A 15,713-nucleotide genomic window follows, 5' to 3' on the forward strand; every position below is an offset into this window, starting at 1 on the left:
CCCCGACCGCGTACGCGTCCAGCCGGGTGAGCGTCCCGGAGGCCGGGGCGGTCAGCACGTGCGTCTCGCGGGCCACCGGCAGCGGGGCGTCCGGGTCACCGCCCTGCGCCTTGATCATGCGGCGCCAGTGGTCCATCGCGCTGCCGTCGCGCAGCGCGTCCGCCGGGTCCTTGCCGTGGACGCCGGCCGCGGCGAGCATCTCGCGGGCGAGCGCGAGGGTGAGCTCGACGACGTCGGCCGGGCCGCCGCCCGCGAGCACCTCGACGGACTCCCGGACCTCCAGCGCGTTGCCCGCGGTGAGGCCGAGCGGGGTGGACATGTCGGTGAGCAGGGCGACGGTGTTGACCCCGGCGGTGGTGCCCAGGCCGACCATGGTGCGGGCGAGTTCGCGGGCGTCGTCCAGGTTCTTCATGAACGCCCCGGAGCCGACCTTGACGTCCAGGACCAGCGCGCCGGTGCCCTCGGCGATCTTCTTCGACATGATCGAGGAGGCGATCAGCGGGATGGCCTCGACGGTGCCGGTGACGTCGCGCAGCGCGTACAGCTTCTTGTCGGCGGGCGCGAGGCCGTCGCCGGCCGCGCAGATCACCGCGCCGACGGAGCCCAGCACGTCCATCATCTCCTCGTTGGAGAGCAGGGCGCGCCAGCCGGGGATGGACTCCAGCTTGTCCAGGGTGCCGCCGGTGTGGCCGAGGCCGCGGCCGGAGAGCTGCGGGACGGCGGCGCCGCAGGCGGCGACCAGCGGGGCGAGCGGCAGGGTGATCTTGTCGCCGACGCCGCCGGTGGAGTGCTTGTCGCTGGTGGGCAGCGGCAGCGAGGAGAAGTCCATCCGGACGCCGGAGCGGATCATGGCGTCGGTCCAGCGACTGATCTCGTGCGGCTTCATGCCGTTCAGCAGGATCGCCATCGCCAGTGCGGACATCTGCTCGTCGGCGACCTCGCCGCGGGTGTAGGCGTCGATGACCCAGTCGATCTGAGCGTCGCTCAGTTCTCCGCGATCGCGCTTGGTCCTGATGACGGAGATGGCGTCCATGCGTGCTCCAAGAGGGGTTTCAAAAGCGAAGAGTGTCGCGAGATGACCGGGTTCCGGCCCACTCGCGACACTCTACGCGCGTAACAGAAAGGGAGGCTAGAGCCGCTCCGGCCCGAACGCGTCGGGCAGGACCTCGCTCATCGGCTTGACGCCCGAGGCCAGTTCGATCAGCAGCCCGGGCCCGCCGTGCTCGTACAGCAGCTGGCGGCAGCGCCCGCACGGCATCAGCAGGTCACCGGCGCCGTCCACGCAGGTGAAGGCGACCAGCCGGCCGCCGCCGGAGGAGTGCAGCGCGGACACCAGTCCGCACTCGGCGCACAGCCCCAGCCCGTACGAGGCGTTCTCGACGTTGCAGCCCGTGACCACCCGGCCGTCGTCCACCAGCGCGGCCGCGCCGACCGGGAACCTGCTGTACGGCGCGTACGCGCGGCCCATGGCCTCGCGCGCCGCCGACCGCAGCAGCTCCCAGTCGATCGCGGGCGGCGCCGCGGGCCCATCGGCGGTCACTTGCCCTGGCCCTTGCGGTAGATCTGGCCGTCCGCCTTCGGCATCCGCAGCCGTTGCGAGGCCAGCGAGAGCACCACCAGGGTGATCAGGTACGGCGTGGCGACGATCAGCGGGCGCTGCACCTCGTCGGTGAACGAGTACCAGGCGATCAGGCCGGCCGCCACCACGAAGGAGGCCACCGTCGCGGTGTACTTGCGGCGGTACAGGTGCCAGAGCGCGAGCAGGACCATCGCGATGCCCACGATCAGGATCATCACGTGCACCGACTCCGGGTCGCGCAGCTGGAGGCTGTCGGTGAAGCCGAACAGGCCGGCGCCCATGGCGAGGCCGCCCGGCATCCAGTTGCCGAAGATCATCGCGGCGAGGCCGATGAAGCCGCGGCCGAGGGTCTGGCCGTCCTTGTAGAAGTGCGCCGCGACCAGCGAGAGGTACGCCCCGCCGAGGCCCGCGAAGGCGCCGGAGGCGATCACCGCGAGGTACTTGTACTTGTAGACGTTGACGCCCAGCGACTCCGCGGCGGTCGGGTTCTCGCCGCAGGAGCGCAGCCGCAGGCCGAACACCGTGCGCCAGAGCGCGAAGTAGCTGACCACGATCAGCGCGCCGGCCAGCAGCACGACCACCGAGATGTTGGTGACCAGGCCGCCGAGCACGCCCGCGACGTCCGAGACCAGGAACCAGTGGTGGTTCTCGATGCTCTTCAGCCCGGAGGACAGGCCCGGGACGGTGATGTACGGCAGCGGGTCCGCCGGCGGGGACTGGTTCTGGCCGGCACCGGCCGAGACGTAGTCCTTGTAGTAGATCCGGTTGACGTACGCGCAGATGCCGGGGATCAGCAGGTTGATGCCGACGCCGGAGACGATGTGGTCGACGCCGAAGGTGACGGTGACGACCGCGTGCAGCAGGCCGCCGAGCGCCCCGCCCAGCATGCCGGCCAGCAGGCCGACCCACGGGTTGACCAGGTAACCCGCCCAGGCACCGCAGAAGGTGCCGGCGACCATCATGCCTTCGAGGCCGATGTTGACCACGCCGGCCCGCTCGGACCAGAGACCGCCCAGACCGGCCATGCCGATCGGCACGGCGGCGCCGAGCGCGGCGGTGATCTGCCCGGAGGAGGTCAGCGAGTGGTTGCCGGTGGCCATGCCCACGGCGGAGAACAGCACCAGGGCGCCCGCGATCAGCAGCAGGACGACCGGCCAGGACAGCTTGCGCTTCTTCGCGGGTGCGCCCGACGCCTTCGCACGCGCAGCGGTGGCGGTACTCATGCGGACACCTCCTTCTTCTCACTGTTCGCGGCGGCCTGGGCGGCGAGCTGGGCGCCGACCTTCTGCTGCTGGCGCTTCAGGCCGTAGCGGCGCACCAGCTCGTACGCGACGACGACGCAGATGACGATGGTGCCCTTCATGACGTCGACGATCTCGAAGGGGAAGCCGCCCTGGAGCGGCAGCACCGAGCCGGTGACGTCCAGGAAGGCGAACAGCAGCGCCGCGAAGGCGATGCCGATCGGGCTGTTCCGGCCGAGCAGGGCGATCGAGATGCCCAGGAAGCCCAGGCCGGGCTGGAAGCTCTGGCCGAAGTAGTGCGAGTTCTGCAGGAGCTCCGGCAGGCCGATCAGACCGGCGATGGCGCCGGAGACGGCCATCGAGATGACCACCATGCGCTTGACGTTCACGCCGGAGGCGGTCGCGGCGGACTCCGAGCGGCCGGTGGCGCGCAGGTCGAAGCCGAAGCGGGTGCGGGTCAGCACGAACTGGAAGACCACGCCGACCAGGGCGGCGACGAAGATGAAGCCCCAGAGCGTCCCGCCGGCCGTCTCCATCGAGAAGAAGTGGCTGGACTGCGAGATCGGCTCGGTCTGGATCGAGTTGGTGGTGCCGCTGGTCTTCGGCGCGAAGATGCCGGGGACGAGCAGCAGCCCGATGATCGCGGTCGCGATCGAGTTCAGCATGATGGTCGAGATGACCTCGCTGACGCCGCGGTAGACCTTCAGCAGACCGGCGACGCTCGCGTACAGGCCGCCGACCAGCATGGCGGTGAGCAGCAGCAGCGGGATCTGGATGAAGGCCGGCAGGTCCACCTTGGCGCCGACGAAGGCCACGAACAGCGCCGCGACCTTGTACTGGCCCTCGACGCCGATGTTGAACAGGTTCATCCGGAACCCGAACGCGGCGGCCGCGGCGGCCAGGTAGTAGGTGGTGGACCGGTTGAGGATGCCCACCTGGCCGTCCGACTTGCCGGCGTACGTGATCATCACGTTCCAGGCGTCGAACGGGTTCTTGCCCGAGGTCGCCAGCAGGACGGAACAGATCGCCACGGAGAGCACGACCGCGAGCACCGGCGCCGCCAGCGCGAGCACGATCCGCTCACCGCTGAACCGCTGGGCCAGGCCGGGCTTCGCGGCTGCGGGATTGGGACTGGTCATGGGTTACTCCCCCGCCTGCGGGTCGTCGGCGGTGTCGGTGGGCTGGTGGCCGGCCTCGGCCTCGGTGCCCTCGGCCGCGACGGCCTGCGCCTCGGCGACGGCCTCCGGCTCGGACTCCAGGTGGCCGCTGGCGGCACCGGTCATCGCGGTGCCGAGGTCCTCGGCGGTGACGGTGGCCGGGTCGGCGTCGGCGACCAGGCGGCCGCGGTAGATGACCCGGATGGTGTCGGACAGGCCGATCAGCTCGTCCAGGTCCGCGGAGATCAGCAGGACGGCCAGGCCGGCCCGCTGGGCGACCCGGATGTGCTCCCAGATCTGCGCCTGCGCGCCGACGTCCACACCACGGGTGGGGTGGGCGGCGATCAGGAGCTTGGGCTGGTGGCTCATCTCGCGGCCGATGATCAGCTTCTGCTGGTTGCCGCCGGAGAGCGAGGCCGCGGTGACCTCGATGCCGGGGGTGCGGACGTCGTACTCCTCGACGATCCGCCAGGTGTCCGTCCGGGCGGCGGCCGGGTCCAGCAGCAGGCCCTTGGAGTTGGGCGCCTCGGTGACGTGGCCGAGGATGCGGTTCTCCCAGAGCGGGGCCTCCAGCAGCAGGCCGTGCTTGTGGCGGTCCTCGGGGATGTAGCCGATGCCGGCCTCGCGGCGGGCCCGGGTCAGGGTGCCGGAGAGGTCCTTGCCGTCCAGGGTGACGGTGCCGGCGTTCAGCGGCAGCATGCCCATGACGGCCTCGACCAGCTCGGCCTGGCCGTTGCCCTCGACACCGGCGATGCCGAGGATCTCGCCCTTGCGGATGCGCAGCGAGATGTCGTCCAGGACGACGCGCTCGATGCCCTCCGCGTCGGTCTTGGCGATCCGCAGGCCCTCGACGTCGAGCATCACGGTGTCGGTGACTGTCGACTCGCGGCTCTCCGGGGAGGGCAGCTCGGCGCCGACCATCAGCTCGGCGAGCTGGCGGGCGGTGACGGCCTTCGGGTCGGCGTCGCCGACCGTCGTGCCGCGCCGGATGACGCTGATCGCGTCGGCCACCGCGAGCACCTCGTGCAGCTTGTGCGAGATGAAGATGACGGTGACGCCCTCGGACTTGAGGTCCCGCAGGTTGTCGAACAGCGCGTCGACCTCCTGCGGGACGAGCACGGCCGTGGGCTCGTCCAGGATCAGGATCTTGGCGCCGCGGTACAGCACCTTGAGGATCTCGACGCGCTGGCGGTCGGCGACGCCGAGGTCCTCGACCAGGGCGTCCGGGCGCACGCCCAGGCCGTACTGGTCGGAGATCTCCTTGATCTTCGCCTTCGCCTTGGCGCCGATGCCGTGGAGCTTCTCGCCGCCGAGGACGACGTTCTCCCACACCGTGAGGTTGTCGGCGAGCATGAAGTGCTGGTGCACCATGCCGATGCCGCGGGAGATGGCGTCGCCGGGGGTGTGGAACTCGCACAGCTCGCCGTTGATCGCGATGGTGCCCTCGTCCGGCCTCTGCATGCCGTAGAGGATCTTCATCAGCGTCGACTTGCCGGCGCCGTTCTCGCCCATCAGGGCGTGCACGGTGCCGGTGCGGACGGTGAGGTTGATGTCGTGGTTGGCCACGACACCCGGGAAGCGCTTGGTGATGCCGCGCAGCTCGACGGCCGGTGTCGCCGTCCCCGCGCTGGGGGTGCCGTCCTCGCGCGGGGGGACGGGGTCGGATGCGGTGATGGCGATCTCCTGGTGGTCTGGAGGCGCGTCGTTGCGCTGGGAGGGCCAAGGGGGAACATGGGGAGACGGAACAGGGCCCGGGGGTACGCGTTGAGCGCACCCTGCCGGGCCCCTCCCGTGAACTGTGTCGTGTTGCGTCGCGCTGCCGGGCAGGCGGCAGGCGCTGCGGCGTCCGGGACGCGCGGGCCTTACTGGCCGGCCGGCGCGGTCGGGATCGTGGTGGCGCCGGACTTGATCGCGTCCTCGGCGGCCTTCAGCTTGTCCTGGATGTCGTCGATCTTGTTGCCGGTCTTGGCGAGCGAGACACCGTCGGCCTTCAGGTCGAACAGCTTGATGCCGGTCGGGGTCTGACCCTGCTTGACCGACTGGATGTACGAGAACACCGCGGTGTCGACGTTCTTGACCATCGAGGTCAGGATGCTGTTCTTGTACTTCGCCAGGGCCGGCTGGCTGGCCTGGTCGGAGTCGACACCGATGGCCCAGGCGCCCTGCTTGTTGGCGACGGCCTCGATGGCGCCGTTGCCGGAGGAGCCGGCGGCGGTGTAGATGACGTCCGCGCCCTTGTCGAGCTGGCCCTGGGCGGACTCCTTGCCCTTGTCGGGCGAGGCGAAGCCGGTGAAGTCCGGCGGGGTGCTCAGGTAGGTGGTCTCGACCGTGATGTTCGGGTCGACGGACTTCACACCCGCCTTGTAACCGGCCTCGAACTTCTTGATCAGCTCGGTCTGCACACCGCCGATGAAGCCGACGTGCTTGGCCTTCGACTTGTTCGCGGCGGCGACACCGGCCAGGTACGAACCCTCCTGCTCGGCGAAGAGCAGCGAGGTGACGTTGGACGGCTGGTCCTTCTCGTTCGAGTCGATGATCGCGAACTTGACGTTCGGGTTGTCCTTGGCGATCTTGTCGACCGCCGGCTGGTAGACGAAGCCGACCGCGACGATCGTCTTGTAACCCGCGTCGATCAGGTTCTTGAGACGGGTCTCCTTGTCGGCCTCGGCCTCGCCCTGCTTGGCCTCGGCCTCGGTCACGGAGACGCCCAGCTCGGACTTGGCCCTGTCGAGGCCACGGGCGGCGGAGTCGTTGAACGACTGGTCGCCGCGGCCGCCGATGTCGTAGGCCATGCCGACCTTGAGCGAACCGTCGCCCGAGCCGGCGGAGGAGGAGTTGTCGGTGCTCTTTGCGCCGCAAGCGGCGAGCGAGGCCATGCCCAGGGAACCCGAGAGCACAACCGCGGCGAGCTTCATTGAACGGCGCAAGGGGATATCTCCTTCTACACGCAACCGTTTGGCGTGGTCGGTCGCCACCGTAACGCGCGTAGAACACGGTTGTGTTACGGGGTGGCGGAGCGTTCGGGTTGTTATCAAACCGTGGTCTGATGTTCTTCCTGAGGCTCTATCCCTGCGCGGACGGTGATCCGAGGTCGGTGCGGCCCAGTTTACGGAACCGTTCCGGACCCCCGGATCCGACCGTTCCGCTTTCGCCCGCGCCGCCCCCGGATCCGTCACCCGGTCCGCCGTACCGCTCCGCCGCCCGGCCCATCGTCAGGTGCCGTCCGCCTCCAGGGCCAGCGCCGAGAACAGCTCCACCCCGATGCCGATCGCCCGCTCGTCCACGTCGAACCGGCCCTGGTGGAGGTCCCGGACGGTGGCGTCGCCGGGCGCCCGGACGCCGAGCCGGGCCAGCGCGCCCGGGGCGTGCTCCAGGTACCAGGAGAAGTCCTCGCCGCCCAGGCTCTGTTCGGTGCCTTCCACCACCTGGGCCCCGTCCGTGCCGAACCGGGCGTTCATCGCCTCGTCCAACCGCGCGACCGAGACCGCCTCGTTGACCACCGGCGGCACCCCGCGGTGGTAGTCCAGCGTCCACTTGGCCCGGTAGGTCTCGGACACCTTGGCGATCAGCTCGTGCAGCAGGTCCGGCGCCTCGCGCCAGCCGTCCAGCTCCAGGCAGCGGACGGTGCCCTCCAGTTCGGCGTGCTGCGGGATGACGTTCGGCGCGGAGCCGGAGGCGATCCGCCCCCAGACCAGGCTGACGCCCCAGCGCGGGTCCATCCGGCGGGCCAGCGCGCCCGGAAGGTCGGCGGCCATCCTGGCGACCGCGGTGACCAGATCGGTGGTCAGGTGCGGACGGGCGGTGTGCCCGCCGGGGCCGTCCAGGTGGAGCACCAGGCGGTCGCAGGCCGAGGTGATCGCCCCGACCCGCAGGGCGATCCGGCCGACCTCCACCTTCGGGTCGCAGTGCACCGCGAAGATCCGCCCGACGCCCGCCATCCCGCCGGCCTTGATCACGTCCAGCGCGCCGCCCGGCATGACCTCCTCGGCGGGCTGGAACACCAGCCGGACGGGCCGGCGCAGCTCGCCGGTGCGGACGGCCTCCGCCAGCACCAGACCGGTGCCGAGCACCACCGAGGTGTGCACGTCGTGGCCGCAGGCGTGGGCCCGGCCGGGGACGGTGGAGCGGTACGGCACGTCGGTCTTGGCGTCGTCGATCGGCAGCGCGTCGATGTCGGCGCGGAAGGCCAGGAAATCCGTCCCCGGGGTGGTGCCGGGCGGGACGATGTCGACGAGCAGGCCGGTGCCGCCGGGCAGCACCCGGGGTTCGAGGCCGGCGGCCGTCAACCGGTCGCGCAGCAGCCCGGTGGTTCGGAACTCCTGGCGGCCCAGCTCCGGGTGCCGGTGCAGATCACGACGGAAGGCGATCAGCTCGGGCTCCAGCGCCCGGACCCGGTCGCGCAGATCGGCGGCGGGGCGTACGGCGGCGAGAGTGGTGCCCGACTGAGCGGGCTCAGGACGGTTCATCTCGCCAATCGTAGGCCTGTTGGGGGGATTTGGCCCGACTTCCGGAAAACTAGTCCCCGGATGGGCGCATACCGGCCGGACACGTGGGTATGACATCTTGTTTCAGCCGCCTTCCCCGGGTTGCGTGCCCTGTGCAACGATCCCCCGGGCCGGCGGTCACGGCCGTCAACCCCCCTGACGGCACCGGCGGGTTGACGGGCATTCAGCTGGCGGTCAGAAGCGCTCCACCGGGGCGTACGTCCCCCACACCCCGCGCAGCGCGTCGCACACCTCGCCGACGGTGGCCCGGGCGGCCAGCGCCTCCTTCATCGGGTACAGCACGTTCCCCGTCCCCTCGGCGGTGCGGCGCAGCCCGTCCAGCGCCCGGGTGACGGCGCCGGCGGAGCGCTCGGCCCGCAGCCGGGCCAGCCGCCGCGCCTGCCGCGCCTCGATCGCCGGGTCCACCCGCAGCGGCTGGTACGGCTCCTCCGTGTCCGACCGGAAGCGGTTGACCCCGACCACGGTCCGCTCCCCGGAGTCGGTCTCCTGCTGGAGCCGGTAGGCGGTGCGCTCGATCTCGCCCTTCTGGTAGCCGCGTTCGATCGCGGCCACCGCGCCGCCCTGCTCCTCGATCCGGTCCATCAGCGCCCGCGCGGCGGCCTCCACCCCGTCGGTGAGCGACTCGACGGCGTAGGAGCCGGCGAACGGGTCGACGGTGGCGGTCACGTCGGTCTCGAAGGCGAGCACCTGCTGGGTGCGCAGGGCGAGCCGGGCGGCCTTCTCGGTGGGCAGCGCGATCGCCTCGTCGAAGCCGTTGGTGTGCAGCGACTGGGTGCCGCCGAGCACCGCGGCGAGCGCCTGGACGGTGACCCTGGCCAGGTTGACCTCGGGCTGCTGGGCGGTGAGCTGCACCCCCGCGGTCTGGGCGTGGAAGCGCAGCATCTGCGAGCGCGGGTCCCGGGCGCCGAATCCGTCCCGCATGACTCTGGCCCAAATCCTGCGTGCGGCGCGGAACTTGGCCACTTCCTCCAACAGGGACGTGCGGGCCACGAAGAAGAACGACAGCCGGGGGGCGAAGTCGTCCACGGCCATCCCGGCGGCGAGCGCGGTGCGGACGTAGGCGATGCCGTTGGCCAGGGTGAAGGCGACCTCCTGCGCGGGATCGGCCCCGGCCTCGGCCATGTGGTAGCCGGAGACGGAGATGGTGTTCCAGCGCGGGACCTCGGCCCGGCAGTAGCGGAACACGTCGGCGGCCAGCCGCAGCGAGGGCTCCGGCGGGAAGATGTAGGTGCCGCGGGCGATGTACTCCTTCAGCACGTCGTTCTGGACCGTCCCGGTGAGCGCCGCCGGCGCCACCCCCTGGGCCTCGCCGACCAGTTGGTAGAGGAGCAGGAGCAGGGCGGCGGGCGCGTTGATGGTCATCGAGGTGGACACCCCGTCGAGCGGGATGCCGTCGAACAGCACCGCCATGTCCTCGACGCTGTCCACGGCGACACCCACCCGGCCGACCTCCCCGGCGGCGAGCGGCGCGTCCGAGTCGTAGCCCATCTGGGTGGGCAGGTCGAAGGCGACCGAGAGACCGGTGCCGCCGCCCGCGATCAGCTGCCGGTAGCGGGCGTTGGACTCGGCGGCGGTGCCGAAGCCCGCGTACTGGCGCATCGTCCACGCGCGGCCGGTGTACATCGTCGGGTGGACGCCCCGGGTGTAGGGGTACTCCCCCGGCCGGCCCAGCCGGGCGGCGGCGTCCCAGCCGGCCAGCGACTCGGGGCCGTACAGCGGCTCGATCTCGAAGCCGGACTCGGCGCGGCGCGGCGCGGCTGCCATGGGGGTCCTCCGGAGCTGGGGGAACGGGGTCCTCGCACTATCGGGCCCCCCGCCGTGCGGGAGGCGACCGGCCCGCCGGAGCGGCGGCGCGGTTGAGATGATCGGGTGAACGACCGACGAGCCCCAGGGAGTGGCAATGACCGAGCAGAAGGTGGCCGTGGTCACCGGTGCCAGCAGCGGAATCGGCGCGGCGACCGCCCGCCGGCTGGCCGCCGAGGGCTTCGACGTGGTGCTGACCGCCCGCCGCACCGACCGCGTCGAGGCGCTGGCCAAGGAGATCGCCGACCGGGGCGGCTCCGCCCGGGCCGTCACCCTGGACGTCACCGACCGGGCCGCGGCGGGCGCCTTCGCGGCCGCCGTCGGCCGGGTGGACGTCCTGGTGAACAACGCCGGCGGCGCGATCGGCGCCGAGACCGTCGAGCACGGCGACCCGGCCGACTGGCGGGCCATGTACGAGGTGAACGTGCTCGGCGTGCTGCACGTGACCCAGGCCCTGCTGCCGGCCCTGCGGGCGACCGGCGACGGCACGGTCCTGGTGCTCTCCTCGACCGCCGCGCTGGCCGCGTACGAGGGCGGCGGCGGCTACGTCGCCGCCAAGCACGCCGCGCACACCATCGCCGCCACGCTGCGGCTGGAGCTGTGCGGGGAGCCGATCCGGGTGATCGAGATCGCCCCCGGCATGGTGAAGTCCGAGGGCTTCGCGGTCACCCGCTTCCGCGGCGACGAGGAGAAGGCCGCCGCGGTGTACGCGGGCGTGGCCGAACCGCTCACCTCGGAGGACATCGCGGACACCGTGGCGTGGGCGGTCACCCGGCCCTCGCACGTGAACATCGACCTGCTGGTGGTCCGCCCGCGGGCGCAGGCCGCCAACCACAAGGTCCACCGCGACTGAGCCCGGGAACGGGCGGGGAGGGCGCTGACGTGCAGGTGTCAACGTCACAACTTGATAGCTCGTCCGGATGAATTCGGCGCGCGCCCTCCCCAACTGATGACCGCTCAACTACCTTTGAGGCGCTGACCGACCGGCGCCCGCGCGCCCCTCGGCAGCCCCCATCCCACCCATGCACCACCCCCTTCCACCGGCACCTTCCCGCCCTCACGAGGAGGACCCGCTGGCCAGCGACATCCCGTCACAGCGGCTCGACGTCAGAACAGAGCCGACCCTCCTCGGGTTGCACCGCTTCAACGAAGCCGACGCCGGCGCCGCCGAGGAGGCCCTCCTGGCCTGCTGCGGCAGCCACCGCTGGGCCCTGCGCCTGACCGCGCACCGGCCCTACCCCGACATCGAGTCCCTGCTGGCCGCCGCCAGCGAGGCCTCCTACGACCTCCGACCGGCCGACCTCACCGAGGCGCTGGCGGACGAGAGCTGGATGCCGCAGCCGCTGCTCGGCATGCGGGCTCCCGGCAGCCAGGCCGCCCACACCGCGCTGCGGGCGGCGCACGCCGCGTACGAGGCCCGGTTCGGCCACGTCTTCGTGGTCTGCCTGGAGCGGGTCGCCCCGGAGGAGATGCTCGACACCGTGCTCTCCTCGATCCGCACCCGCCTCGCCAACGACCCGGACGAGGAGCGGCTGATCGCGTCCGACGAACTCCGCCGGATCGCCCTCACCCGACTGGAGCACCTGGTCGCCACCCACTCGGAGACCGCGGCGCACTGAGCCCGCATCACGTCCGCTCTTCACCCTGCCGGGTGACACCGATCACGAAACCGCCCGGACGAGTGAACCGACCCCGCCACCGGATCCGACCGCCACGCCCCGCGCCCTCCGACGCGGGGCGCGAGCATGCCCTCACCCGTAGTGATGACTTCGGGTTTGGTTCCCGCCCCACTAGGCCAGAAGTGCCTGATTGATCACACCTGGGGCCCCCGGAGGCGGTTCACGACAAGGCGTCGATAGGATGCTGGCGGCCGGTGGACCGTACCCGGCCGGGCTGACCGACACCGAAGCCGGCCGAGCCCCCAATCGCTTCCGGAGGGTTTTTCCGTGCCGGCTGGAACGCTGTACCGCGGCCGGGAAGGCATGTGGAGCTGGGTGGCTCATCGAGTCACCGGCGTCCTCATCTTCTTCTTCCTGTTCGCCCACGTCCTCGACACCGCCCTCGTGCGAGTGTCGCCGGAGTCCTACGACACCGTCATCCAGACGTACAAGACTCCGCTCGTGAACCTGATGGAGTACGGCCTGGTGGCCGCCATCCTGTTCCACGCCCTGAACGGCCTGCGCGTCGTCGCAGTGGACTTCTGGTCGAAGGGCCCGAAGTACCAGAAGCAGATGCTCTGGAGCGTCGTCGGCGTCTGGGTCGTCCTGATGGCCGGTTCCTTCTACGGGATCCTCCAGCACACGCTGATCTCCTGGTTCGGGAAGTGAGCCGAGACATGTCCACGGAATACTCCGACGCCATCGTCGTCCCCTCCAAGCAGGCGCACACCGGCAAGGGACTGGGCACCGGCAACCCGGCCGACGCGTTCGTCATCGAGCCCCCGCGCAAGCGGACCGCGAAGACCCCGCGTCGCACCCGCACCAACTTCGAGATGCTGGCCTGGCTCTTCATGCGCCTGTCCGGTGTCGTTCTGGTCGTGCTGATCCTCGGCCACCTGCTGATCATGCTGGTGCTCGACGGCGGCGTCTCCAAGATCGGCTTCGCCTTCGTGGCCGGCCGCTGGGCCTCGCCGTTCTGGCAGGGCTGGGACCTCCTGATGCTCTGGCTCGCCATGCTGCACGGCGCCAACGGCATGCGTCAGGTCATCAACGACTATGCCGAGAAGGACTCGACCCGGCTCTGGCTCAAGGGGCTCATGGGTACCGCCACGGTCTTCACCGTGCTGCTCGGCACCCTGGTGATCTTCACCTTCGACCCCAACATCTGAGCCGCGAGCACCATCGACCATCGGCAGAGGCCAGAGGCGAGTTAACCCCCCATGCAGATTCACCAGTACGACACCGTCATCGTCGGCGCCGGCGGCGCCGGCATGCGCGCGGCCATCGAGTCGACGCAGCGCAGCCGCACCGCCGTCCTGACCAAGCTCTACCCGACCCGGTCCCACACCGGCGCGGCCCAGGGCGGCATGTGCGCCGCCCTGGCCAACGTCGAGGAGGACAACTGGGAGTGGCACACCTTCGACACGGTCAAGGGTGGTGACTACCTGGTCGACCAGGACGCCGCCGAGATCATGTGCAAGGAGGCCATCGACGCCGTCCTCGACCTGGAGAAGATGGGTCTGCCCTTCTCCCGCACCGAGCAGGGCCGGATCGACCAGCGCCGCTTCGGCGGTCACTCCCGCAACCACGGCGAGGCCCCGGTCCGCCGCTCGTGCTACGCGGCCGACCGCACCGGCCACATGATCCTCCAGACGCTGTTCCAGAACTGCGTCAAGCACGGCGTCGAGTTCTTCAACGAGTACTACGTCCTCGACCTGCTGATCAACGAGGGCAAGACGGCCGGCGTCGTCGCGTACGAGCTGGCCACCGGCGAGATCCACGTCTTCCAGGCCAAGTCGGTCGTGTTCGCCTCCGGCGGCACCGGCAAGTTCTTCAAGGTCTCCTCCAACGCCCACACCCTCACCGGCGACGGCCAGGCCCTGGTCTACCGCCGCGGCCTGCCGCTGGAGGACATGGAGTTCTTCCAGTTCCACCCGACGGGCATCTGGCGCATGGGCATCCTGCTCACCGAGGGCGCCCGCGGCGAGGGCGGCATCCTGCGCAACAAGGACGGCGAGCGCTTCATGGAGCGCTACGCCCCCGTCATGAAGGACCTCGCGTCCCGTGACGTCTGCTCCCGCGCGATCTACACCGAGATCCGCGAAGGCCGCGGCTGCGGTCCGGAGGGCGACCACGTCTACCTGGACCTGACCCACCTGCCGCCGGAGCAGCTGGACGCCAAGCTGCCGGACATCACCGAGTTCGCGCGCACCTACCTCGGCATCGAGCCCTACACGGACCCGATCCCGATCCAGCCCACCGCGCACTACGCCATGGGCGGCATCCCGACCAACGTCGAGGGTGAGGTCCTGCGCAACAACACCGACATCGTCCCGGGCCTGTACGCGGCCGGCGAGGTCGCCTGCGTGTCCGTGCACGGCGCCAACCGCCTGGGCACCAACTCGCTGCTGGACATCAACGTGTTCGGCCGTCGCGCGGGCATCGCCGCCGCCGACTACGCCAACGCGAACGGCTTCGTCGAGCTGCCCGAGAACCCGGCCGAGAAGGTCCAGGCCCTGGTCGACGGCCTGCGCGAGGGCACCGGCACCGAGTCCGTGGGGCAGATCCGCAAGGAGCTGCAGGAGACCATGGACACCAACGCCATGGTGTACCGCACCGGCGCCACCCTGAAGCAGGCGGTCGAGGACATCGCCGCGCTGAAGGAGCGCTACAAGAACGTCTCCATCCAGGACAAGGGCTTCCGTTACAACACGGACCTCCTGGAGGCCGTCGAGCTGGGCAACCTGCTCGACCTGGCCGAGGTGCTGGCCGTCTCCGCGCTGGCCCGCGAGGAGTCCCGCGGCGGCCACTACCGCGAGGACTTCCCGACCCGTGACGACGTGAAGTTCATGCAGCACACCATGGCGTACCAGGAGGTCGCCGCCGACGGCAGCACCTCCATCCGCCTCGACTACAAGCCGGTCGTCACGACCCGCTACCAGCCGATGGAGCGTAAGTACTGATGAGCACTCCGACCGTGGAGAAGCACTCGGCCGCTCTGGACGCGGTCGAAGCCGGTGCCGTCCAGCCGATCACCGTCACCTTCCGGATCCGCCGGTTCAACCCGGAGGAGCACCCGGACCCGGTGTGGGTCGACTACCAGCTGACGATGGACCCGAAGGAGCGCATCCTCGACGCGCTCAACAAGATCAAGTGGGAGCAGGACGGCACCCTCACCTACCGCCGTTCCTGCGCCCACGGCATCTGCGGCTCCGACGCCATGCGGATCAACGGCCGCAACCGGCTGGCGTGCAAGACCCTGATCAAGGACGTCAACCCGGAGAAGCCGATCACGATCGAGGCCATCAAGGGCCTCACGGTCCTCAAGGACCTGGTCGTGGACATGGACCCGTTCTTCCAGGCGTACAAGGACGTCATGCCGTTCCTCATCACCAAGGGGAACGAGCCGACCCGCGAGCGCCTGCAGTCCGCCGAGGACCGCGAGCGCTTCGACGACACCACCAAGTGCATCCTGTGCGCCGCGTGCACGTCGTCCTGCCCGGTGTTCTGGAACGACGGCCAGTACTTCGGCCCGGCCGCCATCGTCAACGCGCACCGCTTCATCTTCGACTCGCGCGACGAGGGTGCCGAGCAGCGCCTGGAGATCCTCAACGACCGTGAGGGCGTGTGGCGCTGCCGCACCACCTTCAACTGCTCGGAGGCCTGCCCGCGCGGCATCGAGGTCACCAAGGCGATCCAGGAAGTGAAGCGGGCCCTGGTCACCCGCCGCTTCTGATCCCACCCGCCACACCGGAGGCCCCCGCCCGATC

Annotated in this window: 14 protein-coding genes; 6 read left to right on the forward strand and 8 right to left on the reverse strand. The window is 70.5% G+C overall.

Annotated elements, in window-relative coordinates:
* From ACFU6K_RS10590 to ACFU6K_RS10625, 8 genes are all read right to left on the reverse strand, one after another.
* Nucleotides 1–1,033 (reverse strand): thymidine phosphorylase (locus ACFU6K_RS10590; RefSeq protein WP_380662182.1); only part of this gene is annotated, 1,033 nt, incomplete at its 3' end.
* Nucleotides 1,034–1,129: 96 nt separating this feature from the next.
* The gene (locus ACFU6K_RS10595) at nt 1,130–1,540 is read right to left on the reverse strand and encodes a cytidine deaminase (RefSeq protein WP_380662183.1); all 411 of its coding nucleotides are present in this window, start codon (nt 1,538–1,540) and stop codon (nt 1,130–1,132) included.
* Nucleotides 1,537–2,802 carry an ABC transporter permease gene (locus ACFU6K_RS10600; RefSeq protein WP_380662184.1) on the reverse strand — a complete coding sequence of 422 codons (1,266 nt, stop codon included), beginning with the start codon at nt 2,800–2,802 and terminating at the stop codon, nt 1,537–1,539. Before ACFU6K_RS10600 ends, ACFU6K_RS10595 begins: the two co-directional genes overlap by 4 nt.
* Nucleotides 2,799–3,959 (reverse strand): ABC transporter permease, encoded by a 1,161-nt coding sequence (locus ACFU6K_RS10605; protein WP_380662185.1) that lies wholly within the window; start codon nt 3,957–3,959, stop codon nt 2,799–2,801. Before ACFU6K_RS10605 ends, ACFU6K_RS10600 begins: the two co-directional genes overlap by 4 nt.
* 3 nt (nt 3,960–3,962) lie before the next feature.
* Nucleotides 3,963–5,543 (reverse strand): ABC transporter ATP-binding protein, encoded by a 1,581-nt coding sequence (locus ACFU6K_RS10610; protein WP_380662186.1) that lies wholly within the window; start codon nt 5,541–5,543, stop codon nt 3,963–3,965.
* A gap of 296 nt (nt 5,544–5,839) precedes the next feature.
* On the reverse strand, nt 5,840–6,904 hold the full coding sequence (locus ACFU6K_RS10615) for a BMP family protein (protein WP_380662187.1): 1,065 nt from the start codon (nt 6,902–6,904) through the stop codon (nt 5,840–5,842).
* A gap of 285 nt (nt 6,905–7,189) precedes the next feature.
* A complete protein-coding gene (locus tag ACFU6K_RS10620; RefSeq protein WP_380662188.1) occupies nt 7,190–8,443 on the reverse strand; it encodes an amidohydrolase in 1,254 nt (417 codons plus the stop codon).
* Nucleotides 8,444–8,656: 213 nt separating this feature from the next.
* Nucleotides 8,657–10,246: a methylmalonyl-CoA mutase gene (locus ACFU6K_RS10625; protein ID WP_380662189.1), complete on the reverse strand. Its 1,590-nt coding sequence runs from the start codon at nt 10,244–10,246 to the stop codon at nt 8,657–8,659.
* A 136-nt stretch (nt 10,247–10,382) separates the two neighbouring features.
* Here ACFU6K_RS10625 and ACFU6K_RS10630 point away from each other — a divergent pair, with 136 nt between their 5' ends.
* The 6 genes from ACFU6K_RS10630 to ACFU6K_RS10655 all read left to right on the forward strand — a co-directional run bounded on the left by ACFU6K_RS10630 (nt 10,383) and on the right by ACFU6K_RS10655 (nt 15,679).
* Nucleotides 10,383–11,138: an SDR family oxidoreductase gene (locus ACFU6K_RS10630; protein ID WP_380662190.1), complete on the forward strand. Its 756-nt coding sequence runs from the start codon at nt 10,383–10,385 to the stop codon at nt 11,136–11,138.
* 280 nt (nt 11,139–11,418) lie between these two features.
* On the forward strand, nt 11,419–11,904 hold the full coding sequence (locus ACFU6K_RS10635) for a 2-oxo-4-hydroxy-4-carboxy-5-ureidoimidazoline decarboxylase (RefSeq protein ID WP_380662191.1): 486 nt from the start codon (nt 11,419–11,421) through the stop codon (nt 11,902–11,904).
* Between the two features lie 327 nt (nt 11,905–12,231).
* Nucleotides 12,232–12,612, forward strand: coding sequence for a succinate dehydrogenase, cytochrome b556 subunit (gene sdhC / locus ACFU6K_RS10640; RefSeq protein ID WP_074003919.1), 381 nt, complete (start codon nt 12,232–12,234; stop codon nt 12,610–12,612).
* Nucleotides 12,613–12,620: 8 nt separating this feature from the next.
* Entirely contained in the window at nt 12,621–13,112 is a 492-nt protein-coding gene (gene sdhD, locus ACFU6K_RS10645; RefSeq protein ID WP_380662192.1) for a succinate dehydrogenase, hydrophobic membrane anchor protein, read from the forward strand.
* A 51-nt stretch (nt 13,113–13,163) separates the two neighbouring features.
* Nucleotides 13,164–14,906, forward strand: coding sequence for a succinate dehydrogenase flavoprotein subunit (sdhA, locus tag ACFU6K_RS10650; RefSeq protein ID WP_380662193.1), 1,743 nt, complete (start codon nt 13,164–13,166; stop codon nt 14,904–14,906).
* On the forward strand, nt 14,906–15,679 hold the full coding sequence (locus ACFU6K_RS10655; protein WP_360352334.1) for a succinate dehydrogenase iron-sulfur subunit: 774 nt from the start codon (nt 14,906–14,908) through the stop codon (nt 15,677–15,679). Before sdhA ends, ACFU6K_RS10655 begins: the two co-directional genes overlap by 1 nt.
* The last annotated feature ends 34 nt before the right edge of the window (nt 15,680–15,713 follow it).

Origin of the sequence: Kitasatospora sp. NPDC057512 (assembly GCF_042802135.1) — a bacterium.
Taxonomy (GTDB): domain Bacteria; phylum Actinomycetota; class Actinomycetes; order Streptomycetales; family Streptomycetaceae; genus Kitasatospora.